23 protein-coding genes are annotated in these 25,937 nt (G+C 46.0%); 18 read left to right on the forward strand and 5 right to left on the reverse strand.

Translation table 11 applies throughout. The features are described 5' to 3' along the window. Positions 1–138 precede the first annotated feature (138 nt). The 9 genes from glaH (at position 139) to G517_RS0116245 (ending at position 8,774) form a co-directional block, all read left to right on the forward strand. Positions 139–1,113 carry a glutarate dioxygenase GlaH gene (gene glaH, locus G517_RS0116205; protein WP_028305270.1) on the forward strand — a complete coding sequence of 325 codons (975 nt, stop codon included), beginning with the start codon at positions 139–141 and terminating at the stop codon, positions 1,111–1,113. A 158-nt stretch (positions 1,114–1,271) separates the two neighbouring features. Beyond that, positions 1,272–2,465 carry an L-2-hydroxyglutarate oxidase gene (gene lhgO, locus G517_RS0116210; RefSeq protein ID WP_028305271.1) on the forward strand — a complete coding sequence of 398 codons (1,194 nt, stop codon included), beginning with the start codon at positions 1,272–1,274 and terminating at the stop codon, positions 2,463–2,465. A 174-nt stretch (positions 2,466–2,639) separates the two neighbouring features. Continuing rightward, on the forward strand, positions 2,640–3,170 hold the full coding sequence (locus tag G517_RS0116215; protein WP_028305272.1) for a helix-turn-helix domain-containing protein: 531 nt from the start codon (positions 2,640–2,642) through the stop codon (positions 3,168–3,170). Beyond that, entirely contained in the window at positions 3,167–3,889 is a 723-nt protein-coding gene (locus G517_RS0116220; protein WP_028305273.1) for an AzlC family ABC transporter permease, read from the forward strand. Before G517_RS0116215 ends, G517_RS0116220 begins: the two co-directional genes overlap by 4 nt. 2 nt (positions 3,890–3,891) lie before the next feature. Continuing rightward, positions 3,892–4,227 carry an AzlD domain-containing protein gene (locus G517_RS0116225; RefSeq protein WP_028305274.1) on the forward strand — a complete coding sequence of 112 codons (336 nt, stop codon included), beginning with the start codon at positions 3,892–3,894 and terminating at the stop codon, positions 4,225–4,227. 271 nt (positions 4,228–4,498) lie between these two features. After that, positions 4,499–5,641, forward strand: coding sequence for a YHYH protein (locus tag G517_RS19655; protein ID WP_051206517.1), 1,143 nt, complete (start codon positions 4,499–4,501; stop codon positions 5,639–5,641). A 26-nt stretch (positions 5,642–5,667) separates the two neighbouring features. Further along, positions 5,668–6,237 carry a hypothetical protein gene (locus G517_RS0116235; protein WP_028305275.1) on the forward strand — a complete coding sequence of 190 codons (570 nt, stop codon included), beginning with the start codon at positions 5,668–5,670 and terminating at the stop codon, positions 6,235–6,237. A 150-nt stretch (positions 6,238–6,387) separates the two neighbouring features. Next, the gene (locus G517_RS0116240; protein WP_028305276.1) at positions 6,388–7,566 is read left to right on the forward strand and encodes an acyl-CoA dehydrogenase; all 1,179 of its coding nucleotides are present in this window, start codon (positions 6,388–6,390) and stop codon (positions 7,564–7,566) included. Positions 7,567–7,904: 338 nt separating this feature from the next. After that, positions 7,905–8,774, forward strand: coding sequence for a delta-class carbonic anhydrase (locus G517_RS0116245; protein WP_028305277.1), 870 nt, complete (start codon positions 7,905–7,907; stop codon positions 8,772–8,774). 108 nt (positions 8,775–8,882) lie between these two features. On the opposite strand, the gene G517_RS0116250 is transcribed toward G517_RS0116245, so the two are convergent. Further along, on the reverse strand, positions 8,883–9,536 hold the full coding sequence (locus tag G517_RS0116250) for a histidinol-phosphatase (protein ID WP_028305278.1): 654 nt from the start codon (positions 9,534–9,536) through the stop codon (positions 8,883–8,885). A gap of 178 nt (positions 9,537–9,714) precedes the next feature. On the opposite strand from G517_RS0116250, the gene G517_RS19660 reads away from it, so the two are divergent. Both G517_RS19660 and ptsP read left to right on the forward strand, forming a co-directional pair. Then, positions 9,715–10,239 (forward strand): RNA pyrophosphohydrolase, encoded by a 525-nt coding sequence (locus G517_RS19660; protein ID WP_051206518.1) that lies wholly within the window; start codon positions 9,715–9,717, stop codon positions 10,237–10,239. A gap of 116 nt (positions 10,240–10,355) precedes the next feature. Continuing rightward, positions 10,356–12,641: a phosphoenolpyruvate--protein phosphotransferase gene (gene ptsP / locus G517_RS0116260; protein ID WP_028305279.1), complete on the forward strand. Its 2,286-nt coding sequence runs from the start codon at positions 10,356–10,358 to the stop codon at positions 12,639–12,641. A gap of 80 nt (positions 12,642–12,721) precedes the next feature. On the opposite strand, the gene G517_RS0116265 is transcribed toward ptsP, so the two are convergent. From G517_RS0116265 to G517_RS19665, 3 genes are all read right to left on the reverse strand, one after another. Next, positions 12,722–13,639 (reverse strand): Rpn family recombination-promoting nuclease/putative transposase, encoded by a 918-nt coding sequence (locus G517_RS0116265; RefSeq protein WP_028305280.1) that lies wholly within the window; start codon positions 13,637–13,639, stop codon positions 12,722–12,724. Between the two features lie 156 nt (positions 13,640–13,795). Beyond that, positions 13,796–15,649: a L,D-transpeptidase family protein gene (locus G517_RS0116270; protein ID WP_028305281.1), complete on the reverse strand. Its 1,854-nt coding sequence runs from the start codon at positions 15,647–15,649 to the stop codon at positions 13,796–13,798. 15 nt (positions 15,650–15,664) lie between these two features. After that, entirely contained in the window at positions 15,665–16,561 is an 897-nt protein-coding gene (locus G517_RS19665; protein WP_051206519.1) for an NRDE family protein, read from the reverse strand. Positions 16,562–16,776: 215 nt separating this feature from the next. Between G517_RS19665 and G517_RS0116280 the strand changes: the two genes are divergently transcribed. From G517_RS0116280 to G517_RS20330, 6 genes are all read left to right on the forward strand, one after another. After that, the gene (locus tag G517_RS0116280) at positions 16,777–19,203 is read left to right on the forward strand and encodes a response regulator (RefSeq protein ID WP_028305282.1); all 2,427 of its coding nucleotides are present in this window, start codon (positions 16,777–16,779) and stop codon (positions 19,201–19,203) included. Positions 19,204–19,312: 109 nt separating this feature from the next. Further along, the gene (locus tag G517_RS0116285) at positions 19,313–20,101 is read left to right on the forward strand and encodes a sulfite exporter TauE/SafE family protein (RefSeq protein ID WP_028305283.1); all 789 of its coding nucleotides are present in this window, start codon (positions 19,313–19,315) and stop codon (positions 20,099–20,101) included. A gap of 8 nt (positions 20,102–20,109) precedes the next feature. Then, positions 20,110–20,901, forward strand: a complete 792-nt coding sequence (gene lgt, locus G517_RS0116290) for a prolipoprotein diacylglyceryl transferase (protein ID WP_028305284.1) — start codon at positions 20,110–20,112, stop codon at positions 20,899–20,901. Between the two features lie 43 nt (positions 20,902–20,944). After that, positions 20,945–21,796, forward strand: coding sequence for a thymidylate synthase (locus tag G517_RS0116295; RefSeq protein ID WP_028305285.1), 852 nt, complete (start codon positions 20,945–20,947; stop codon positions 21,794–21,796). Positions 21,797–21,867: 71 nt separating this feature from the next. After that, on the forward strand, positions 21,868–22,392 hold the full coding sequence (locus G517_RS0116300; protein ID WP_028305286.1) for a dihydrofolate reductase: 525 nt from the start codon (positions 21,868–21,870) through the stop codon (positions 22,390–22,392). A gap of 164 nt (positions 22,393–22,556) precedes the next feature. Further along, entirely contained in the window at positions 22,557–23,585 is a 1,029-nt protein-coding gene (locus G517_RS20330) for a ProQ/FINO family protein (RefSeq protein ID WP_051206520.1), read from the forward strand. Between the two features lie 270 nt (positions 23,586–23,855). Here the strand turns inward: G517_RS20330 and G517_RS20335 are convergent, their stop codons facing one another. Then, positions 23,856–24,611: a CBS domain-containing protein gene (locus G517_RS20335; RefSeq protein ID WP_028305287.1), complete on the reverse strand. Its 756-nt coding sequence runs from the start codon at positions 24,609–24,611 to the stop codon at positions 23,856–23,858. Positions 24,612–25,113: 502 nt separating this feature from the next. Between G517_RS20335 and G517_RS0116315 the strand changes: the two genes are divergently transcribed. Beyond that, complete coding sequence (locus G517_RS0116315; protein WP_028305288.1) at positions 25,114–25,887, forward strand: ABC transporter ATP-binding protein; 774 nt, start codon at positions 25,114–25,116, stop codon at positions 25,885–25,887. The last annotated feature ends 50 nt before the right edge of the window (positions 25,888–25,937 follow it).

Here is a 25,937-nt window from a genome sequence, read left to right on the forward strand (position 1 = left end):
CCTTACAAATCAGGTATTTTATCTTTAACCTCTAAAAATGTAGATATTTTTGAATAATGAATATATTATTTGCTCATCGAGATAATTATTTAGCTACTAAACCCTATTCGCAGCACAAAATACTGCAGGAGCCCACCGATGAGCACTGTTATCGAACGTCACGGCTTAACCGCTGGCACTGAATATAAAGGTTTCACTGTTTCTGTTTCTGAACAGAGCAATGGCCGTCTTCTAGAACTTAAATTCAACAAAGAAACGGTTAATGCATTTTTAGCCGCTATCGAAGAATGGCCGATTCAAGCACTGGAATATAAATCTTTCCTACGCTTTCGTATTGCCCAAGTTTTAGACGATTTGTGCGGTAATAAACTACAGGGCTTTTTAGCAGATACCTTGACGGATCGTAACACTGGCGCACTTTTGATCACGCCAGAAGGTTTGGACGATGTATCTCAAGCCGATGATATGGTGCGTTTCTGTACAGCAGTTGCTCACCTAATGGGCCGTTCTAACTTTGATGCGATGAGCGGTCAGTACTACGCCCGTTTCGCAGTTGTAAACGTAGACAAGTCAGACAGCTACTTGCGCCAGCCCCATCGTGTAATGGAACTGCACAACGATGGTACTTATGTTGAAGAAGACACAGACTTCAACCTAATGCTAAAAGTTGATGAGCAAAATATGGAAGGTGGTAACTCCCTTCTATTGCACCTAGACGATTGGGAAGATCTAGAAAAATTCTCAACACACCCATTGGCTTATCGCCCTATCCGCTGGGCTGTGCCGCCAAGCAAAAATATCAGCAAAGATATTTATCACTCCGTTTTTGATCTGGATGTTGATGGCAACCCGATTACGTCTTATATCGACCAGTTTGCACAGCCTGCGAACCTAGAAGAAGGCGTTTGGATGTCAGAGCTAGGCGAATCATTTGAATCCAGCAAGGGCATTCAATCGATCCGTGTTCCTGTTGGCAGTTTCCTATTGATCAACAACCACATGTGGCTACATGGTCGTGACAAGTTCACGCCACACCCTGAGCTACGTCGTGAACTGATGCGCCAGCGTGGTTACTTCACGCATAAGAAAACCCTGCGCAAGCCACGCCAGTAATACGGCTGCCTGTCCAGAAGATCAATAGCATCTAGTTGACCGGAAGGGTATCCTTTCGGTTCTTACCCCGCCTGCAAGTGACTCACTTCAGTCGGGGTAAACTGCCTTATGAACACTGCATTTCTTAGGAAATCATTTCGCGCTTAGCGAGGGATAGAATGTACGATTACATCATTATTGGCGGAGGCATCGTAGGCATGTCCACTGCGATGCAATTACTGCAACAAAAACCAGACGCCAAACTGCTGGTTCTGGAAAAAGAAGCCCAAGTCGCCCATCACCAGACAGGCCACAACTCAGGTGTTATCCATGCAGGTGTTTATTACACACCTGGCAGCCTGAAAGCAAAATTCTGCCTTGAAGGTAATATCGCCACTAAAGCCTTCTGTGATGACAACAATATCCCTTATGACGAATGCGGCAAGCTGCTAGTAGCCACAAACGAAACCGAAATGGAGCGCATGAAAGCGCTTTGGGAGCGTACCGAGGCCAACGGCATCGAGCGCTACTGGTTAAGTGCTGACGAACTGAAAGAGCGTGAGCCAAATATCACCGGTATTGGCGGTATCTTTGTACCTTCAAGTGGCATTGTTAGCTACCGTCGCGTGACCGAAGTGATGGCGGATAAAGTGCGCGAGGCAGGCGGTCATATCGAATTTAACTGCGAAGTTAAAGCGCTGAAAGAATCGGACTCTGAAGTCGTTGTCACCACCAGTCTTGGCTCCTTTACCAGCCAGTATATGATCTCTTGTTCTGGCCTAATGGCAGATCGTGTCGTTAAGATGCTAGGCATCAAGCCTAAGTTTAAAATCTGCCCGTTCCGTGGTGAGTACTACCTACTAAAACCGGAACACAACCAAGTTGTCAACCATCTGATCTACCCGATTCCCGATCCAAGTATGCCGTTCCTAGGCGTCCACCTAACACGTATGATCGATGGCACCGTCACCGTTGGCCCTAATGCGGTAATGGCGTGGAAACGTGAAGGCTACAAGAAAACCGATATCTCGTTGAAAGACAGTATTGAAGCCTTAACCTACCCCGGTATTTTGAAGGTGCTCAAAGCTAACCTGAAACCCGGCCTGATCGAGATGAAAAACTCCATCTTTAAAGGCGGCTATCTGAAAGAAGTGAACAAGTACTGCCCGATCATCAAGAAATCCGACCTGGGTGCTTATCCCGCGGGTGTTCGTGCCCAGGCAGTATCGGAAGATGGCAAATTGGTTGACGACTTCCTGTTCGTTAAAACTAAACGCACCATCAACGTCTGCAACGCACCGTCCCCAGCTGCAACCTCCGCCATTCCCATCGGCAAGCATATCTTGGAAGAAGCGGAAGCAAACTTCGCTTAAGCGCATTCAGACTATTAATCTGTACACGGATTATCTGTGTTCAAAGAGCCCCGTAACCGGCAACCGGTTACGGGGTTTTTCTGTTGGGGCAAAGTGCTGTTTCTAGACTAATGGTTTGACAACGGCTTGTTCTTTATATAGAACGTTCTATATAAAGAACAAATTGAGGTGTTTATGAACAGACCGGTTCTCGGCTCGCTGGGGAGAAATATTCAGAAGCTGCGTTTGGCAAAGGAGCTATCGCTGTCTCAGCTTGCGCAAAATGCTGGGCTTGCGAAGTCCAACTTGTCCCGAATTGAGCAAGGTAATGGAAATCCAACATTCGAAACTATTTGGCGCTTGGCGATCCAACTCGACGTGCCCTTTGGTGACTTGGTAGCCAGTGAGGAGCCGCTGTTTGGAGAGAAGGGCGTACAAGTACGCTTGATAGGTCAGGGCGATGGCAATCCGCGTGTTGATGTCTATTGGATGTCTTGTGCGCCCAATACGGTTAAGCAGTCAGAGCCACATCTTGCCGGTACAACAGAAACGCTGACGTTAATCAGTGGCAAACTGCTAGCAGGTGAAAGCAATGATCTGCGTGATCTGGATATTGGCAAAGCTTATACGTTCCCTGCAGACGCCCCGCACCACTATCAAACTGGCGATACATGGGCAACCTTAATGATGGTGATTACCTATTCCAAACAGGACGTTCCCGTATGAGTAGTCTGACTCGTCAATTAGCGGGCACACCTTGGCTGCAAGGCGTAAAAGACGCAATTCCGTTACTGGGTGGTTATATTCCTGTGGCGATCTCGTTTGGTCTTATTTCGATTCAGTCTGGTTTTAGCGTGCTGGAGACGATTCTGATCTCCACTTTTATCTATGCAGGTGCATCCCAGTTCCTCTTTGTTGCCATGGCCGCTTCCGGAGCCCCCTTGTGGCTGGTCGTTATCATGACATTACTGATCAACGCTCGCCATATTGTCTATGGCCCGAATCTCGCGCCTTACTTAAATGATGACAAAAGGTGGATTCCGTTAATGCATGGTTTGACGGATCAGATTTTTGCCCTAGCTCATGCCCGTTTACCACTGCTACCGGAAAAGGAACGGTTAGGCTGGTATACCGGAGCAGCAGCTCTGGCCTGGTTCAGCTGGATTGGCGGTACTGCGCTCGGTGCCATTGCCGGTGGAGAGTTGACTCAGCGCTGGCCATTAATTAGCGAGGTATTACCCTTTGCACTTCCTGCTTTGTTTCTGGTTTTAATTGTTCCTCGCTGCACGAGCTTGTTGTGGTCAGCCACTATTGCCTTGTCTGCGGTTACCGCTTTAATTCTGAAAATTACAGGGTATCCGAATATGGCTATTCCATTAGCGGCTATCAGTGGTGCAGTTTTATTTTACGCGCTGAAAAATCAACACTTTTTGGGAGAGCATTAAGCATGGAAACCTCTATGTGGTTGGCACTTATCAGTATTGCACTGGGTACCTATCTGCTTCGTCTTTTTCCATATCTCTGGATGAAGGGTGCTTTGATGAAGAAGCAGGTGGAGGGAGGCATTAACGCTATGCCATCCTGGATCACAATACTGGGCCCAATGATGATCGCCGCAATGTTTGGTACATCTTTAGCTCCTGCCCATCTTGATACCGTATCCTGGTTGGCAACGGCGGCTGGAACTCTCGCTACTTTTGCTGTTTGGGCGCGCACCCGATCCATGGGGCTACCTGTTTTATGTGGTGTTGCTACATTTGGAATGATCATGCTGTGGCATTAATAATAAGTCATTGGCTATTTTATTTACGATGGAGAGCGGTATCAGGTCAATCTGGTTAGTTGTAAAGATAGTTTAAGTCGCTTTTGGTCTTGCCATATTGATGCTATAAAACTTTTATATGCGACCGACGGTCAAGCTATTACAGTAATTTTGGGTCGCTATCACGACTAAATCAAACCTCAGCGTTCGATAACGAATAAAGCATTGCATCGGATGAGCTGGTGGTTGCAGCGGTTAAAGTTAAACTAAATCACAGCAAGCAGGCCAAACGATGATCGAGCTATTTATAGAAAAGAAGCTACTCCAAAGAACCGCTATCTGCATTCTATTAGCATCCCTCGCCGCATGTAGTGGTAGTCGCTCTGATGACAGCTCTGATACATCGGGTAATGTCGATAGCAGTACTGATGACGGCGGTCTTACCTCTGGTGAGGTTGACAACGGTACTGACGGTGACAGCACGTCCCCAGATGAAGTTGACACCGCAACTGACGGGGATGATGTCGATAGTCCCGCCCCCGATGACGTCGTTATCAGCCCTCCTGATGATTCTACATCTGGAGTTCTATGTGATTACAATGACACCACTTACAACAACCAGCCCTCACTAACTTACACGAGCACCTCCACTTGGACCTGCACCGACAGTACCCGAGAACTCAGCGCTAACGGTATACCAGACCACGAAGTGGGGACTTTCCCAAACCCGAATAATCCCAATGTTATTTCCGAGCAGACCGTTTCTGCCAGCTTTACCCTAGAGCCAACGGAAACCTCCACGCCAACAGAGCTTGGCGGCCCACGGGGCTCAGCAGGTTATGTGCTCAACGGTGTAAAAATCGACGCCAGCACGGCGGGCAGTTGTGATGATTCGGGGTCATCTTGCAGTTTGATCGACAATTCCGGCAACTGGAATATTGAAGCCCTAGGTCAAACCAGCTTCGACTTTGGAACCGACCAAAACAACGCCCATGTACAACCGGATGGCGCTTACCACTATCACGGTATGCCTGAAGGCTTTATCACCAAACGCGGCGGTAATAGCGCCACCATGACACTTATTGGTTGGGCTGCTGATGGTTTCCCTATCTACGCTCGATACGGTTACAGCGTAGCCGATGACACCAGCTCCGAGTTAAAGGCCATAACCGGCAGTTATCAGTTGGTTAGCTCGGTTAGTGCATCGCGACCATCAACGACCACCTACCCTATGGGGACGTTCCAGCAAGATTGGGAATATATTGCAGGCTCGGGAGATCTAGACGAATGCAATGGCCGTGTGGGTGTCACCCCTGAATTTCCAAACGGTATCTACCACTACTACGCCACCGATACCTATCCTTACTTTCAACGTTGCGTGAAAGGTGAAGTAACAACATCCGAGGAATTGTCACCGCCACCTCCATCTTTCTAAGCAAGCATTTTACAGGAACCCAAAGTATGAAAATTTCGATGGCGTATCTATCCGCCACGGTGTCAGCACTCGTGTTGGCACTCTCTACCCCTGTTATGGCCCACCTGATGGTAGCAGGCCACGGCACGCTAAATATTGTTAATAACAACGTATTTATGGTGCTGTCACTGCCCCTGTCCGCGTTTGAAGGTATTGATGATAATGCCGATGGCGAAATCGATTTGACAGAGTTCAATCGTCATCAAGCCGCTATTATCAAGTCTCTGAAGCAGCACGTTGTGCTTCGTGAACATAACCGTAAACGGCCCCTTGAAGACATTATACTTTCACCGGAAAAACCCCATGACCACCACGGCCACCATGACAGCAACGGCCATGACCATGACCAAGTGTCCGAAGTCATTGTAATGGGCCGGTTTGCCTTGGACAAAATCCGCTCGCCTCTGAGCTTTCATATTGGTCTATTTGATAAGACAAAGCCTTCCCAGTCTCTAAGTATCACCGCCTCACGGAAAGCCGAAAACCTGCGTCATGAGTTCCAGCTAACACCAGAGCAACCAACAGGCCTACTGTTTCCGCCAAAGAACAGCCATTGAGTTAAAGGCTGGGTCGATGACTCATGCGTCACAACTATAAGACCTGATTATAGAAAATATACGGTTCATATATTGTACTTATCATTCCAACCTCGTTAAGTTCAGAAACAACCAATAATTCTAATAGCCAAAAGTCAGTCAGAGGTGAACATGAGTCAACGTGCCGCATTCAATTGGGAAGATCCCTTCAATTTAGACCAGCAACTTACTGAAGAAGAGCGCATGGTGCGCGATATGGCTCGTGAATACTGCCAGACGAAACTTCAGCCACGGGTTCTCCAGGCTAACCGTGAAGAGATTTTCCACCGCGAAATCATGACCGAAATGGGTGAAATGGGTCTTCTAGGTAGCACACTTCCAGAAAAATATGGTTGTTCAGAAGTGAATCACGTTTGCTATGGGCTAGTGGCCCGTGAAGTAGAGCGCGTGGACAGCGGTTACCGTTCAGCCATGAGCGTACAATCGTCTCTTGTGATGCACCCGATCTACGCTTACGGCTCTGAAGAGCAGCGTATGAAGTTTCTGCCAAAGCTGGCGACAGGTGAATGGGTCGGTTGCTTTGGCTTGACTGAGCCGGATGTCGGTTCCGATCCTGGTGGCATGAAAACTCGCGCCGAACGTGTTGACGGCGGCTACCGTGTTACTGGCGCTAAAATGTGGATCACCAATTCCCCTATCGCTGATGTCATGATTGTATGGGCAAAGTTGGATGGTGAGATTCACGGCTTTATTCTTGAGCGCGGTATGGAAGGTTTAACCACGCCTAAAATTGAAGGTAAATTCTCTCTGCGGGCATCTGTTACCGGTGAGATCGTAATGGATAATGTATTTGTTCCAGAAGAGAACTTGCTACCGAATGTAAAAGGTTTGAAAGGCCCATTTGGCTGCTTGAACAAAGCCCGCTTTGGTATTGCTTGGGGTGCTTTGGGTGCCGCTGAATTCTGCTGGCACGCATCTCGCCAGTACTCGCTTGACCGTATTCAGTTTAACCGCCCGCTAGCGGCAACTCAGCTGGTACAGAAAAAACTGGCTGATATGCAAACAGAGATCACTCTTGCACTACAGGGTTGTTTACAAGCGGGTCGCTTGATGGACGAAGGTAACTGTCCTGTTGAGCTGATTTCGCTGATTAAACGTAACTCTTGCGGTAAATCACTGGATATTGCGCGGGTTTCTCGCGATATGCATGGCGGCAACGGTATCTCTGATGAGTTCCATGTGATTCGTCATACGATGAATCTTGAAGCGGTAAACACTTACGAAGGTACTCATGATATTCATGCGTTAATTCTAGGCCGCGCCCAGACAGGCATCCAAGCCTTTGGGTAAAGTGGCAACACTCCCTGTGCTATACGGTTAATAATAACGGATGGTGTTCGGTCGTCGTCATCATCCGCATCAAGAGGTCGTTACCATCCAACGCTGATTGATTGGATTAACTGTACTTTTAGCCTGCCCTGTGCAGGCTTTTTTGTGCCCTTTTATTCACCATAAATACTCTAAATTATATTCCTAAATAGCTTATATGAAACAATATATCGATGTTTATCTGCAAAAATCTGACATATTGCTACAATAGCTCATTAATACGACAATAAAAATACTAAAAAACAATAGATAAATACAATATAAAAAATAATAATTATAAAACAAGGAAATAAAAAAATATGAGCAATATCAAACTAGCAGTAGCGATTATTTCTATTATGTCAGTAACGGCCTGCGCCTCCCATCACTCTGATGAGAAGCATCAGTTAAAAGACGTTTCAGATAATATCTTATTAGATCAACGAGCGGCTCTTGCTCTTAATACTAAAAACAAAGGCTTTGGCCCACAATCCCCACGGGATATAGATTCAAAAGAAGGCAAGAACACCCGCACCTTTAATGCGACGGTAGACTATACGGAAATGAATCTTTGTAATATTCATTTCCATAAAAATGCTGAGCATAAAGGTGGTGAATTCACGACATTCGCAGGCAATGGTGATGGACACGGTTACGGCAGTGGATATAAATATTCAGGTCAATTGAATACAAAAGAATTGACACCTGTAGATGGTAATATATGCCCGAGCAAACATGGTGGCCTTTCTTCAGGAGATACCATTGAAGTTCACTATGTTCACTCAACAGCAAAAGTTAGCCCAGGTCCTACGTTGGGAGCCTGTTTAAGCCCTTCAATTCAAAATCCTGCATTGCGTGTTGAAACACAAGTCTTTGTATTAGTAAACGACAAAAGCGCCTTGGATTTTAACGACTTATTAAAACATGGAATGAAAGATGGTTTATCCCAAGCACTCAATATTCCAAGCGATACAGGAAAGCCAATTCAATACTCAGGCTCTACTACTGGGCCAAGCTATAACGAAAAAGGTTCGCCATTTCAGGTTTCTTGGAGCGTAAGACCCAAAGTGGCAAAAGTGAATGCCAGTTCAGTTGGAGAATGGTGTAAAGGAAACACTTTCGATGAAGACCATGCTCATGGTGTTAGGAACTTAGTTATAAACCCAGAACTGTTATCTAACATGCGATAAAAAACTGTAGCTTGTACTACCTACGATAGCGTATTGAGAAAACACCAACGGTTAAATGTTGGTGTTTTTATTGTGCGGGTCTCTACGACCAAACCGGTATCAAATAGACTAGCGAAAGCTAATAACCGGCCAGCCTTTCTCGGCCGCTTCCTTTTGTAAAGCTTCGTCGGGGTCTACCGCAACAGGCTTGCCCACTAATCGTAGCAATGGCAAATCATTATGAGAGTCGCTGTAGAACCACGTATCAACTAAATCAAAGTCTTTATCTTCTAGCCAGTTATTCAGACGAATTACTTTACCTTCTTTGAAGCTAGGAATACCCGCAACTTTTCCCGTGTAACGGCCATCAAGAATCTCAGGTTCTATTGCGATCAATTCATGGACACCTAGGCGCTCCGCAATCGGTTCTGTAATAAAGCGATTGGTGGCGGTAATAATCAGAATAAAATCGCCTTGTTCTTTATGCCAAGCCAGTTTTTCAAAAGCTTTATCCAATAAAACCGGTTCAATTTTTTCTTGCATAAACTGCTGATGCCACTGATTCAGCTGTTCCGGTTCATGTTGAGAAAGAGGGGCTAAGGAGAAATTTAAATATTCCAGAATATCCATAGTGCCATTCTGGTACTGCTCAAAAAAACGATCATTCGCGTCTTTATAAACCTGAGCATCAACGATGCCTTGCTCCGTCAGAAACTCGCCCCAGGCATGATCACTGTCTCCGGCGATAAGGGTATTGTCTAAATCAAAAATAGCCAGATTCACGATCTGTTCTCCATATATTTTAACGAGCTTTCGATTATCCCAGAGCGCCATCTCTTGTAAAGGATTGATATCCCTTGTAAGAATTCTTGTAGAACAACATAAAGCTTCTCTTTGTCTGATTGATGAACTCGCATGCTTTGTGAAACAATAGACCCAATATAAATACAAGGTGATCTGCGTGATTGATGCTGATGGTTACCGGCCCAATGTCGGTATAATCTTGACAAACCAGTACGGGCAGCTGCTTTGGGCACGCCGCGTGGGTCAAGACGCCTGGCAGTTTCCGCAAGGCGGCATTAAAGAATACGAAACCCCAGAGCAGGCCCTGTACCGTGAGTTAAAAGAAGAAATTGGCTTAAATGCCGATGATGTTGATGTACTCGGCTGCACCCGAGGTTGGCTACGCTACCGCCTACCGAGGAAAATGATTCGCCGCCACAGTAAGCCGTTGTGTGTTGGCCAAAAACAAAAGTGGTTTTTGTTGCAGCTTCGCTGTGGTGAGAACAGCATCTGTGTGGATCACACCCCCTCGCCTGAGTTTGATCAGTGGCGCTGGGTGAGTTATTGGTATCCACTAGGGCAAGTTGTATCGTTTAAACGCGAGGTTTATCGCCGTGCCCTAAAAGAGCTTTCCCATCGTTATAGCCGGAATTTATTTCAGCCATTTTTATTACCAAACCGACCTGATAACGATTCACTCTGATGATTCATCCGTACGGTGGCAATGAACTTTTTGATAGTGCACGCTGTATAGACCGCTGTTCTCAGCGCTAACAGTTATTAGATACTTAACAACCCCAAACGACCTAGAGGGTTACTATGCTCAAGACCTTGCAGCGTATTGTTCAGGAAGTGAACTCAGCCAGAACATTGGATGAGACACTTTCTATTATTGTGCGCCGGGTTCGTCGAGCGATGAAGACCGATGTGTGTTCAGTGTATCTACTGGATGACAATCGTCAGCGCTATATTTTGATGGACAGCATGGGCTTGAAGAAAGAGTCCATTAAGCAAGTTTCCCTCGAAGCTGATCAAGGTTTGGTTGGCTATGTCGGCATGCGCGAAGAGCCCGTCAATTTAGACGATGCGACCCAGCATCCCAACTATGTTTATTTAGCTGAAACCGGTGAAGAGCGCTTTCATAGCTTCCTTGGCGTACCTATTATTTATCAGCGCCGTATCCTTGGCGTTATTGTTGTTCAACAACAGGAAAAGCGCCGCTTTGATGAAGGTGAAGAAGCCTTCTTAGTGACCGTATCGGCTCAACTTGCCGGTCTATTAGCCCACTCTTTGGCGACCGGCTCCTCTAGTCTTTCAGGCCCCACACAGAACAGCATCCACGGTAGCTGCTTTAAAGGCGTTGCAGGCACCTCCGGCATAGCCATAGGCGCGGCGGTCGTTATTTTACCTGTTGCGAACTTGGATACCGTGCCAGATCGCTTACCAGAAAATATTGATGCTGAGATAGAACAGTTTCGGGAAGCTCTTAGCTCCGTTCGTAATGATATCCATGAAGTTAACCGTCGCTTAGCCCAACGCCTAAGCGAGGAAGAGCGCGCGCTCTTTGAAGCCTATCAACGGATGCTAGACGACAGCGCCCTAGGCCAAGAAGTAATCAATAAAATTCGAGAAGGAAACTGGGCTCAAGGAGCCCTGTGCCAAGTTGTAACTCGTCACGCACGCTTCTTTGAACTCTCCCAAGATGATTACCTAAAAGAACGGGCGACCGATATTCGTGACCTAGGCCGCCGTGTTTTGGCCTATCTGCAAAAAGTAGATCAAGACGAGATTGAATATCCTGAGAGGGCTATCCTTGTTAGCGAAGAAGTCACGCCGTCTATGCTTGGCGAAATTCCTAAAGAGCATCTTGCGGGCTTAGTATCAGTGCAGGGGTCTAATAACTCTCATGTGGCGATTCTCGCCCGAGCAATGGGCGTACCTGCTGTAATGGGCACCGTTGATCTACCTCTGGGCCTACTCAATGGCCAATTACTGATCGTGGATGGATATCAGGGCGTGGTCTTCAATAATCCTAGTGACGAGCTTCAGATTCAATACAACAATCTGATGCGAGCTGAACACAAGCTGCAGAAAGGCCTAGAAAATATCACAGGCCTGCCCTGTATCACTCTGGATGGACATAAGCTTCCTTTGCTTGTTAATACTGGACTAGCACAGGATATTACCCACTCGTTAAACTACGGCGCAGAAGGGGTGGGCCTCTTTCGTACAGAAGTGCCTTTTATGGTAAGCGAGCGCTTTCCTTCGGAAAGTGAACAACAGGCGGTCTATCGAGAGCAGCTTGAAGCGTTTCATCCCCAGCCGGTGACTATGCGTACCTTGGATATTGGTGGTGATAAATCACTGCCCTACTTCCCAATCAATGAAGCCAATCCATTTCTTGGCTGGCGCGGCATTCGTGTCACTCTGGATCACCCAGAAGTCTTTCTGGTTCAAGTTCGCGCCATGTTAAGGGCAAGTGAAGGCTTGGACAACCTTCAAATTATGTTGCCGATGATCTCTAACGTTACGGAGATTACAGAGTCTATTACCTTTATTGATCGTGCCTATAAAGAACTGTGCGAAGAAGGTTTAGATCTTAAACGTCCCAGTATTGGCGTTATGATCGAAGTACCAAGTACCATTTATCAGGTGGCACAAATTGCACGTTACGTGGATTTTCTTTCGGTAGGCAGTAATGATCTTACCCAATATCTTCTAGCGGTTGATCGTAATAATCCACGAGTGGCGGGACTTTATAGCAGCTTTCACCCAGCCGTATTAAGCGCCCTTAATACCATTGCAGTCATCTGCCAAGAACATCATTGCAATCTTAGCCTTTGCGGTGAGCTTGCGGGAGACCCTAGAGGCGCTATCCTACTGATGGCGATGGGCTATGACGCGCTCTCGATGAATGCCGTCAACCTACCGAGAGTTAAATCCGCTATTCGCCAAGTCCGCAAAGAAGATGCTGTACGACTGCTGGGTACGGTGCTAACGCTTGAAACCTCAGAACAGGTTACAGCTCAATTATCTGAAATGATGGAGCGGTTGGGATTAGGCCCGCTACTTCAGCCTTCATTACTGGGCGGTCGAAAACCCTAAAACGCTGAGAGATCAAAAATGGCGTCAATATGCGGAATAACGCCTTAAAGGATGACCTACGTTAACTCTATTTTCCAAAATCAGTCCCTGAAGAGTTCCTCCAAACAGGTCGCTGTAAAGATCTGATCCGCCCAAGCTTCCAGTTGAATACTGTCTGCCGCATTCAACTTATTCTGTACCCACGCAGGGAATTGATTAAAACGTTTTGCAATCAAACGTTTCAGAAGCTTTGCCTCTCCTTTAACTTCACCTCTTGCTTCACCTCTTGCTTCACCCCGTACTTCAGCTTCTTTCAGTAACGTGGCTTCATCCCGCTGGGCCCGTTCACGTACAAAGGCTAATCGACGGGCTTCTTCATCACCACTCAATTGGCGGATGTAGCCTTGCACTTCTTTTACCGCTTCATGGTGAATAGTGGCCATACGTGTGTCCTCTTGCCAATGTTCAAAAAGGGTGATCCAATCCCTTAGATTTCGATCACCGAGACCTAAACGATCCGCTTTTTTCATCTCGATCAGATTAAGCTGTAAGGTGTCTCCCAGCTTAACATCCGGTTGTTGCCCATCTCGCATTTCAAAACGCCATAGGGCCTGTTGCTTTTGCTCTAGGGTGGTGCTGTACAAATCAAAGTCTAACAGGTGAATACCGATCACGGCGTTCAGTTCGGCGTAGTCTTCCCCTGCGGACAGTTGATCGGTCAACATTTTTGCCAGATAAAACGCGCTGCGTTTCCCCCAATCGTTATACCGGCGTACCTGCATCTCAATATTATAGCGGCTGCCGTGGGCATCCTGCGCTAACACGTCCAGTATAATACTTTTGCCGGACATCTCCTCCGGTGTGATGGTGGGGTTAAGGATTTCGACCTTCGTAATCGCAGGAAGATCCGAACGCACATCATTAATCAGGTGTACTAGTGCGTCGGGGTGTTCGGTAAACAGGCGCTTAAAAACATAATCGTTCTTAGGATCCAGTAGCGGTAACGCGTGGTCAGTCATGGGGCACTCCATTCAAGATCAATAGGCAATAGCAACGTCCTAAAAGCTTTAACGAGCAGAGTCGTGCAGTTATTAGCCCTAGAGTATGTGGAATAACGCCTTAAAGGGCGATCTACATCACTTTAGCCTGATATTGCACCGTGGGAGTCAAGAGCTCTAGTGAGACTCTTTTTTAGAGGCCACAAGCAACTTTGTTGTCCGTTCGGGTTCTGGTAAATGGTCTTTATCATAGATATCATCTCGCCACTGTAAGTCGCCGTTGTCATCTTGCCAAACCGTCCAATACATTAAATAGACAGGTAGGTGCGGCTCCATTTTTAGGTAGCGTTCTTCTTTTGACCGTAGTACGTCTTGCACGCGTTTATTCGTCCAACCCCAAGGCTCACTACCTAATAACCGGTCGACTAACAGCAAAGCATTCTCAAGGCGCACACAACCATTACTCATTGCTCGCTCACGGCGGTTAAAGAGACTTTTAGCCGGCGTATCATGCATATAAATGGCTTTATTATTCGACAGACGAAATTTCACATAGCCTAACTGGTTATGATCACCTGGCAGTTGAACAAAGCGATAAGGGAATTGGCTGGGATCGTCAAAATCAGCAAAATTGATCTGATCTGCAGAAACCTCTTCTGCGGGAGAACTCCAACCATTAACCACCTGAATTTCTCGGCTTTTCAGATAATTAGGATTATTTTTTGCTTTAGGGAAAATACTTTTTGCACCAATACTTTTAGGGATATTCCAACGAGGACTTAAAATAACCGACGTTAGCGATTGTTTCATAATGGGCGTTCGACTATCCCGAGAACCAATAATAACGCGCATCTGCAAAGTTGGTTTATTTTTCTCCACCAACTCTAGATTGTAATCCGCCATATTGATCATCAAATAGCGATCACCTAGTTTCTCTGGCAGATGATAAAGCCGTCTAAAGTTATGGGCCAGCTGCCGCACTCGCTGGGCAGGCGACATATTCAACACACGACGAGTTTGTATGCCGATCATGCCATCTACAATCTGCCCATGCATCGCTTGCACGCGCTTAACGGCTGCCACTAGCTGGCTGTCATAACGTCCCGGAATATCCGCTTGATACCCATCACCCAAAACCTTGAGCCGCTGCAGCTGCTCTACCAAAACAGGCATCCAATTTTCACGTATCATGCCAGGGGATAATAAAGGTTCTGTTTTAGATAGCTCAGGCCACACATCATCGGTTTGCTGCTGCCAATAACGAAGCGCATCTAGCAAAGGCTCTTTTTGAGAGCTTGCAGGATAAAGTGCATTAACTTGACGTGCTAGAAAGACAGCCCGCTCATCGCTTGGCAGCACACTGGCCGTTTTAAGCTCTAAAGTAATGTCTTGCGCCCAGGGGCTTTGGGTCGATTTAAAGTCATTTAAAGCATTGCCGCCATAAAGATACTCCTCATGGTCATTATCCATGTCCCACTCAATAAAGCGCTCTGTTGCAATATCGTGGCGCAAACGTGCATACATTTCGCTATACAGTAGATCAGTGGCAAGCAGGTAACGGGGCAAAGCCAAGGTCATCGGCTTTTTTTGCCATTGTAAAAACTGCTGATAAGGTCTTAACCAATCCTGGGGGGCTGCACTGCCGTTCTTTCCTGTAGATGATAACGCGGCCAGCACTTCTACAAGCCGCACTAAGCTTTTGGCCGCATCATTAACATTACCTGAAGCATCCAGCCAAATATGCTTAAAATCATTATCAAGATAAACGGGAGCAATTTGTGCCGCAAAGCGTGTCTTAGCGTCACTAAACCGGCTACGTAAGGTCACATCTACCCACGCGGTTTCTATGGTTGCGGTTGATGCTGGCGAAGGCTGATGTGGAAATACCGATTTAGAAGCAGGTTCTGTTGCCGTTAGTGCCGCCATGGCCGGTGTTGTTATAAACAAACACAGGATTACCGTGCGTAATAACCACTGTATGTCGCCCTGGCATTGTCGGTTAGGGCGCTTCACTAAAAACAGAGAAAACATGGCAAATATAAACCTTCAAATAAACGTATCGGGGCTTAGGGCATCCCCGTGTCGTTCATGTAGGGATTGTCTTGATGGTAACTGGATAACGGTTCGACAGCCTTTTTCTCCACCTGCAAGCCAGCTTTGTTCCATTAACGTTTGTCGCTCTAATCGGTCGCGAATCAATATTGTACTGGCACGGGTTCCATAGTCCAAACTGGTTTGGATAAAAGATGGCGATAAAAAGCGTTCTTTCTCTATACCTATGCCCGTATCTGGCAGCATGGCATCGACGGCGGCTTGGCTATTCAACAAAACATGCAGTAAATCAGCCTCATCGACGACACCGTGTTTTAACCTGAGATGATCCGTGAGCTTAAACTGATCAAGCACACGAGAAAACGCGGCCTTCGTTTGAGTTACCTTAGGCCAAGGTGTATTCAATCGATGATTACTGAGGCCGTATACGCCAGGGGCAAGATCAGCCTCATAATGGTAATAAGCCTGAGACTTTAAACCGCAGGCTTTCTGAGACAAAAAGAAGCGATTACTACCATAACCCAATGAGAGGCCATCGCTAACCAGTACATTAAAACCACCATAGTCCATGGCATCAGAATCCAGCGATGCTAGAAATTCTGCAACATTCATCTCGCCTTCTAAAAAATCACGGCAAAGCTTGCCTCTACTTTTGGCAAAAGTGGAGCCCATCTCCGCCCCTCGCCGATAGTTTGTGACAGCAGCAAACCGTCCCTTAGCGGTTATACCTAACCAAGTACCGCCTTCCTGTTGATCTCGACCGGCAATAACAGGGCTATTATCCCATAATGATAGCGGTGCTGTTGGGCGCTGGTAAAACTCATCTCGGTTTGCCGCCACAATAAAAGGATACTCAGGATCAGTCTTCCAGGAAAACAGTATCAAGCACATCGCGACATTCTCTTATTTCGTTATCGATAAATTCCGCTGTTAGACACCGAAATATTGCGTTATTAAGTATAAAATACAGATAGCTGAACATATCAATATGCGGTTAAAACCTCGGATATTCAGTAATAATGTTCAGTAAAATTTTTGCTAAAGACAGTGTATGATACTCATTCCACAGAAATGAATTCTGCGTCAAGGAACATTCAAGGAAGCCCATGGCTGAGATCGAGCAAACGCCAACACTCACACTAAAACAGTGGGTTAACAGAGTTTATGTGCGCTCCAGCATGGTACAGCTGGTTATGGTTAGTAGCGCCTTCCTCATTCTGTTACTAGGAGCTTTTTTTCTTCTAGGGCTTAACCAAAATGATATTGCACGTAAAGATCATGAGCAGCAACTCATCTCTGCACTTCAAGCTAAAACGGACTGGGTAAACGCCCGCCTTGCATCGGTGCAAAGCAACTTGCTGGTATTTCAACGCCAAACAGAGCGCATAATAGCCTCACCTAACGCGTTTGATGCGACAACACCCTTGGTATTTTCTCGGCAAAATGTACTCATGAAACCGAACGACGACGGTGGTGTCGCGGTGTATTACTCAACCCAAGGGAAAGACCTTTCAGCACGAGAAGAAAAAACACGAAAACTCTTACCGCTTAGCCCGTTAATTGTCGATATTCAACGGGCTAATCCCCTTGTGAAGCAGGCCTATGTTAATACACTGGATAGCTTGAACTTACTGTATCCCTTCCAAGATGTTGAGAAACTTTACCCCTCTGATTTAAATACGAAAGATTTTAGCTTCTTCTATCTTGCGAATGAGGAAAACAACCCTAAACGCCAACGGGTCTGGACGGATGCCTATATTGATCCGGCAGGGTTAGGGTGGATTATTTCTAATATTGCACCGGTATATAAAGCAGATCACTTGGAGGCGGTCGTTGGCCTAGACTTAACCATCGATACGCTTATTAACAATCTATTCAACTTACCCCTGCCATGGTCTGGCTATGGTGTTCTTATTGGTAAGGATGGCAATATCTTAGCTCTGCCACAGGAAGGTGAAATAGACTTCGGCCTGAATGAGCTAACCCAAGACCAGTATAGTTTCCGTCATGCCACTGATAATCAATTTAAGCCAGAACTGCTCAATCTATACAAACAACCTGAATTGGCGGTTTTATCGCGCTTAATCGCCCATCAGCAAGCCGGCCTTGCTCAAATACAGCTAAGCCAACCCAGTGTTGTTGCTTGGAATACCGTACCATCAACCGGCTGGAAATTACTTGCCATTACGCCTCAGGCAGAGCTTTATACCAACACCTTTTCTGAATACTTAAAAGACTTAACACTGCTGGTTTTACTCTTTGTTTTAATCATTGTTGTGATCCATATCGCTTTACAGCGGTTTCTCAGTCAAAGACTTTACACACAACTACAACGGCCATTGGATTACTTTTATAGATTAATCGATTCAGTCATACATGACGATAAAAAGCCGCCATCACCGTTATCAACCCCCGTCATTGAAATCCAAAAAACCGCTGATCTTATCCACAGCTTGTCCGGTGAGATTGAAGCACTTAAACGATCAAGCCAGCAGGAATCCTCCAATGCCCAGCAGCAGAGAGACTTCCTTCGTAATTTACTCAACAGCCTTCCTATGCCGGTATTCAATACGGATGGCGAGTATCGCATTCAAGGCTGTAACCATGCGTTTGCTCTTTTCTTTGGCCGAAATGAAAATGACCTAAAAGGCCATTTACTCACAGAGCTAATCCCTGTTACACCCTCTGACTCTGGGGTTTGTGCTAACGGGATGTACACCAAAGAACTGATACTCACTAATGCGAGCGAGCAAAACCGTCACATGAGCATTATGATTACCGGAACCTCGGAATCACTGCCACCACAGCCCAACCATAAAGGCCTATCATTGATTGGTATCATGGTCGATACATCTGACCATTATCATGAGAAAGATCAACTTAAATTTGATCGTGATCGCGCTCTTGAAGCCTCAAAACTACAAAATGAATATTTGCAGGCCATGCACCAAGAGCTTGAAAAACCGCTGCTCAATTTAGCCAATTTAACTGAACAACTCTCCGCCCAGCCTGAAGAACACAAACGCCTAGGCTTGCTGATTAAAGAGCAAACCGACGCCTTGCTTTTTATCGCCAAAGACAACAAATTATCAGAGCCTCAGTCATCGCTCCTTCAGCAAAACCACCGTGAAAGCCAACCCCATGTACTTGTAGTTGATGATGGTGCCGTTAATACCATGCTGGCGAAATCTGTTCTGCAAAAAGTCGGCTATGATGTTGATGTCGTCAGCAGCGGGCAAGATGCCCTTGAGCAGATGACAAAAAAACATTATCAAGTGGTCTTGATGGATATATTTATGCCAGAAATGGACGGCATTGAAACCACGCGTCACTGGCGTGAACGAGAAAAAAACATGAACCTAGCACCCGCAGCCATTATTGCCTTAACTGCAAATGTGTTAGAAAGTGAGCGCCAGCGCTTTTTTGATGCAGGCATGAATGAGTATCTCGCCAAGCCTTACCACCCTTCAACATTACGTTCCCGAGTTGATCATTGGCGACAGCAATATGAGATGGGGCAAGTGCCTACATAAGCAGACTAAAGGCTGATTCAACCCAATAAAAAAGCATCAACCTGTCCCGTAAAACGAACCAAAACCGACAACCTTACTGTCGGTTTTTCTACTAGGAGCCTAGCTATTCATGCTAACCCTTTTAATGTATGTCGTTCTTGGTGCCGCAGCCGGTACTTTAGCAGGGTTATTTGGTATTGGCGGCGGCCTAATTATCGTCCCAGTGCTTATTCTCAGCTTTGAAACGCAAAACGTTGCCCCCGAAGTGATGACCCACCTTGCCGTCGGCACCTCTTTAGCGACGATTGTCATTACATCCATTAGCTCAATAAAAGCACACCATGCCAAAGAGGCCGTACGCTGGGATTGGTTTACGTTTATCGCCATCGGCATTGTCGTTGGTAGCGCCCTTGGGGTAAAAACAGCCGGTATGATGAGCGGTGAGTTTTTACAGAAAGCGATTGGTATCTTCGCCATTCTTATTGCAATTCAAATGGGGTTAGGCCTAAAACCTAAAGCGAGCCGAACCATTCCAGGCCGACCCGGTCTTATTGCGGCAGGTGGCGTCATTGGCTGGGCATCCTCTATTTTTGGTATTGGCGGCGGCTCACTAACCGTTCCCTTCTTAAGCTGGTGTAATACCAAGATGCAAACAGCTGTGGCAACATCGGCAGCAATTGGTTTTCCTATCGCCATTGTCGGTGCTCTTGTGAATATTGAAGAAGGCTGGGGGAACCCATTATTGCCTGAATATGCAACGGGTTACGTTTATTGGCCTGCGTTTATTGGCATTGTGTCTACCAGTGTTATTTTTGCCAAGCTAGGTGCCAAACTTGCCCATAAACTGCCATCCACTACGCTAAAACGTATTTTTGCGGTGCTACTGCTGATTGTCGGTAGCCGCTTTTTATTAAGTTAAGGTTTTTCATGCTGCAATACCCTCAGATTGATCCGATTCTAGTGGCTATAGGCCCCTTAAAAATTCATTGGTACGGCCTTATGTACCTCATTGGTTTTGCTGGGGCATGGTTAATTGCCAGTAAAAGGGGCCATCGATTAGGCTGGAGCCGCGATGATGTTAGCGACCTCATTTTCTATGGAGCCGTTGGTGTTGTCTTAGGCGGACGCTTCGGCTATGTCTTTTTCTATAACTTTGATCGTTTCTTAGAGGATCCTCTGTGGCTTCTGCGTGTATGGGAAGGCGGCATGTCTTTCCACGGCGGCCTACTAGGGGTTATCACTGCTATGGTTATTTTTGCTCGCCGGATGCAAGTCTCCATGCTAACGGTCACAGACTTTATTGCGCCCTTAGTGCCGATTGGTTTAGGTGCTGGCCGTGTGGGTAACTTTATTGGCGGCGAACTTTGGGGGCGGCCAACGGATCTGCCTTGGGGCATGGTATTTCCCCATGTGGATAACTTAGCTCGCCACCCTTCACAGCTGTATCAGTTTGCACTAGAGGGTGTTGCTCTATTTGCTATTCTTAATCTACTTGACCGTAAACGCCCTGCGAGAGGTGTTATTTCAGGCTGCTTTTTACTCTGCTATGGCATCTTCCGCTTTATGATGGAGTTTGTTCGTCAGCCAGATGCGCATTTAGGTTTTGTGGCTTTAGACTGGCTAACGATGGGGCAGTTGCTATCTCTGCCAATGATTGTCGCAGGCATTGCTTTAATTATTTGGGGCAAAAAGCAGAAAATCTTAGACCAGAAGAGTTAGAAGTCGAGTAGAATGGCGGTTTTTTTAACTCTTGGAAAGCCCCATGCAGCAGTATCTCGACTTAAGCCGTCGCATTGTAGAAGAAGGTATCTGGGTTGATAACGAGCGTACCGGCAAACGCTGCCTGACCGTTATTAACGCAGACCTTGTGTACGATGTTGAAAACAATCAGTTTCCGCTAATCACGACCCGTAAGAGCTTTTGGAAGTCCGCTATTGCTGAGTTGTTAGGCTATCTGCGAGGCTACGACAGCGCCGCGCAATTCCGTGCTATTGGCTGCAATACGTGGAATGCCAATGCGAACGACAACAAAGCATGGCTGAATAATATTCACCGCAAGGGTGAAGATGATATGGGTCGGGTGTACGGTGTCCAAGGCCGGTCTTGGGCTAAACCTGATGGATCACACCTGGATCAACTCAAAAAAATTGTCGATGACCTAAGCAACGGCTTAGATGATCGCGGTGAGATTCTGAGCTTTTATAATCCGGGTGAGTTTGAATTAGGCTGCCTGCGCCCTTGCATGTACAGCCATCACTTCTCTTTGCTTGGTGGCAAGCTGTACTTGAATAGCACACAACGTAGCTGTGATGTCCCTTTAGGTCTAAACTTTAATCAGGTACAGGTTTTTACCTTGTTGGCGCTTATGGCACAGATAACAGGCCATGAGGCCGGTCAGGCGTACCATAAGATTGTTAACGCCCATATTTATGAAGACCAGCTTGAAAAGATGCGTGACGTACAATTAAAACGTGAGCCGTTTCCATCGCCACAGCTAAAGATAAACCCTAAAATTAAGTCGTTAGAAGATTTAGAAACCTGGGTAACCCTAGATGATTTTGAGGTTGTGGACTACCAGCACCACGAAGCAATTCCTTACCCATTTTCAGTATAAACACCCCGTACCTAAACAGGGGGAGCCCTGACAAGGGTTGTCGAGAACTCATTTTACAAAGAGAACAGATAATGTCTTTAGAACTGGATACCCCAGTAGCTCTAATCTGGGCAATGGCAGAAAACCGAGTGATTGGTATTGATAACAAAATGCCTTGGTATTTACCAAAAGATCTACAGTTTTTCAAACAGTGTACTTGGGCCAAACCCGTGATTATGGGGCGTAAAACCCATGAGTCTATCGGGCGTCCGCTTCCTGGTCGTACGAATATCATTATCACCCGTAATCAAGATTTTACTGCCAAAGGTTGTAAGGTTGTTCATTCTTTAGAAGCCGCCCTTGAATTAGCGGATCAATGCTGTCTTATTGATGGTGGCGAAGAAATTATTATCATGGGCGGCGCTGAAATCTATCAACAATCGATGGCCCATGCCGATAAACTCTATATCACCAAGGTTCACGCCAACGTTGAAGGCGATGCTTACTTCCCAGAGTATGATGAAAGTCAGTGGCAGGAAGTGTCTCACCAAGAATGCAAGAAAGAAGGCACCGGTGAATACGATTATGGCTTTTATGTTTATCAGCCCGCAGGTTAACATAGCGGAGTAGCCCATCGTCTCTGGGCTGCATAAACTCTACATTATGGCGAACAATACACCTTGCGTTATAACGAAAAGAGCTTTAGTCAAAATAAGAGTCACCGCTTCCGGTGATGGTTAGATCACACCATCACCGATGACATTAAGGATAGGTATCACCTATGCGAAGCAACCCATCATCCAGCACCTTAGAAGACCTGTTCAATGAGCTAAGTGAACGAGCAGAAAGTAGTTTTCAGGTGCTTGAAGATCATCAGAAAAAAATTGCAGAATTAACCCAGGCGAAAGCGATGATCAAGGAAGAAAATCAGCGGTTACAAGAAAAATGTAACTCTCTAAACCGCCTATTAGCCCAAACACAGGCAGAACTTAAAGCGATTGTGCAATATGCTCCAGATAGCACAGAGGCTGTAGGTACTCCTGGAATGACCGACAACATTGCGACAGGCTCAGTGGATAGCCTGCTTCAGGCTGAAAATGCGCAGCTGAAATCTGAATTAGCTGCGGCACAGGCAAGCAATCAAGGATTGGAACAACGGCTAAACGATGTTCAGCAGCGGCTAAAAAACCTTGCAGATGAGTCATCTCAGGCCAACTCTGAGGTTATATTGACGCTTCTTCGTGAAACGCTAGACCCTGCTGACTGGCCGAAAGATGGCAAAAAAGAAGACCGCCAAGAAGGGAAAAATGTTAGTGCAAGCATCATTGAAAACCGCGACGGAGAAAGCGAAGAAGCTCATGACAATACAGCGCTTGAGAGATTCGATGCTAAAGAAATTCTAGCGCAATGGAGCAAACATTATCCAAAAGCATTCTCAACGGTTTCTATTCAGCCACTTAAGATTGGTATTCATGAAGATTTAGCCAGTATTCATGAAAATTTAATCCATAAAAGCCTCACCCATGAAGGCTTAACCATAGCAGAGCCACTACCGGATCACTGGATTCGTCGTGCACTGGCCGGTTATGTCAAAAGCCCTCGTTATTTACGTGTGCTTAAAGCAGGGGCGGTACGTATGGATCTTGCGGGTAACAACGCAGGCTTTGTCACCGAAGAAGAAGCAAGGCACGCCAAAGAGCAGTTAGAAATAGTGCGCCATCAACGACTAGAAAAAGAAAAAGCGGTGCGGGAAAAAGAAGAGAAAAAACGGCTGAACAGCAAGCTCTCCCAGCTATTAAATAAAAAGTAATCGACCGAACAGAAAATAAGTCATTAAACAGAACATTAGGAATAAGCTAGGGCTATTAGCTGTTGAATAAAAAAATAGTCGAGATAGAGTCAAACGGTGAAGTGTCTAGCTTAATTGAGACACTTCACTGGGGGTATCCCGCCTAAAATACCCTTAATCTTAAATACTACTCTTAATCTTAAACACTCTTAATCTTGACGCGTTTAAGGGCTCTCACTCTTATTATTTGCCACATTAATAGCGGCTAAAATAGCAGCAAAGAGCCAACAACTAATACCATGTTTCCAGCTTACCGTTAATCATCGCCTGCAGTAGGTCTGTGCGGGTAATGATGCCCTTCAACTCATCCTGCGCGGTCACTACCGGCAACGCAGAAACATCTTGCTCCAACATCGCATGGGCAATATCAAGCACGCTCGCATCAGGGCTAACCGTTAGCAGCTTCCGGCTAATCAAGTCCCCTAGCATCACCTCATCCGGTGCGCGACCATCAAGCTCAATATCACTCACACCAGAAGTCAGTTTCAAAATATCTTTATCAGATACCATACCCATTAGGGCACCCTTGCGGTTCATCAGAATCAAGTGCTGCACGCAATGACTCTGCATAAGTCGCCAGCCCTGTTGCAGATTTTGATCAAAAGGTGCAGAAACAATCGGAGTCGACATAATCATGCCAGCATTAACCGAAGGTCGTTGACCTACCGTATGACTTTGCTCTGTTGACGAATAGGCCTTAATTGCTTTTTTTGCAACATCAGCGGCAACATCTTTCTTTTCTTGAGCCTGATCTTCTTGATCTTGCGAGTGATTATCCCGCGCATCTTCCCGCCGCCTAATGGCCGAACGCTGAATTTGCTCAAAAGTTTGTTCCGCAAGATGTTCTAAATGAGTGGAATCACTGTCGGTATCCGACAAGCGGCGTGTACTGCTAGGTTGTTGAAGGGCGTCAATCCCACGACGGCCCAGCAGTGTCTTTCTTGGGGTATGAATACGCATCCCCTGTTCATAAACTGCAAATACCATGACACTCTCCTAAAGGAACAACTCTGAGCAAGCCATCACCGGCAAAAACTCAAAGCCTAGCCATTCACTTAATTCACTATCTCTACGTCTCTATATCGGCAGACAGAGCAATAGGTTTACATTAGTTACACATTTTGACTGCAAAGAAACTAAAATGATCCCTGTCATGATGACCTTCTGAGCACCTAAAAGGCTGCTTATCCAGCGGAATGTTTACTATTTGTTAAAGACATTCCTCTGAAATCCAGTATTTTGTACTCTCATGTAAAATATGGTTTACATACCATTTATGCTAACGTATTCCCCAACTTTGCTTTTAAGTGGAAGGCTTAATCTGTCTTTTTTCTAAAAGTTGGGACTTTATGCTTTCACTCAGCGGACCTTATAGGAAAATAGACTGGAAAAATTCATACGATTGCTTTAAAAATGAAACCTTGGTCGTATAGCCGAAATTAAAATTAAAAAAACATTCACCATTCACTCGATACCAGGAAGCGCACCCATGTCCGACGCGCCTATTGCTCTGGAAATCAGAGATCTCCATAAAAGTTATGGCTCCCTAGAAGTTTTAAAGGGTATCTCCTTACAAGCCCGAGACGGCGATGTCATCTCTATTTTAGGCTCTAGTGGTTCAGGAAAAAGTACCTTTCTGCGCTGTATCAATCTATTAGAATCACCATCTGCAGGTACTATTACTGTTGCTGGCGAATCTCTTGATCTTAAAGCTAATAAATATGGTGAACTTGAAGCCAGTAACCAAAAACAATTGGAGCGTATGCGTTCCGAAATTGGCTTTGTATTTCAAAACTTCAATTTATGGCCTCACAGAACGATTCTTGAGAATATTATTGAAGCCCCTATTCACGTCCTAAAGCGTAGTAAAGATGAGGCTATTGCAAGGGCGGAAGAGCTACTAAGAAAGGTAGGCTTGTTTGATAAGCGCCACAATTATCCAAGCCAACTATCCGGTGGACAACAGCAGCGTATCGCTATAGCCCGCACTCTCGCGATGGATCCTCAGGTTTTACTCTTTGATGAGCCAACCTCAGCACTAGACCCTGAGCTGGTTAATGAAGTACTTGCCGTTATGAGAGATTTAGCATCTGAAGGCCGTACCATGCTGATTGTGACGCATGAAATGCGCTTTGCTCGCGATGTTTCAACCAAGGTAGTCTTTCTGCATAAAGGGCAAGTTGAAGAAATTGGGCCGCCAGATAAAGTGTTTGGCAACCCAGACTCAGACCGCTGCCGAGAATTTCTCAGTAGTCATCTGTAAGTTTTAATGTTTTAGCTGCACGGTTAGAACATTTAAAGCATGATAATTAA

The organism is Oceanospirillum maris DSM 6286 (assembly GCF_000422865.1).
In the GTDB taxonomy this organism is placed as follows: Bacteria; Pseudomonadota; Gammaproteobacteria; order Pseudomonadales; family Halomonadaceae; genus Oceanospirillum; species Oceanospirillum maris.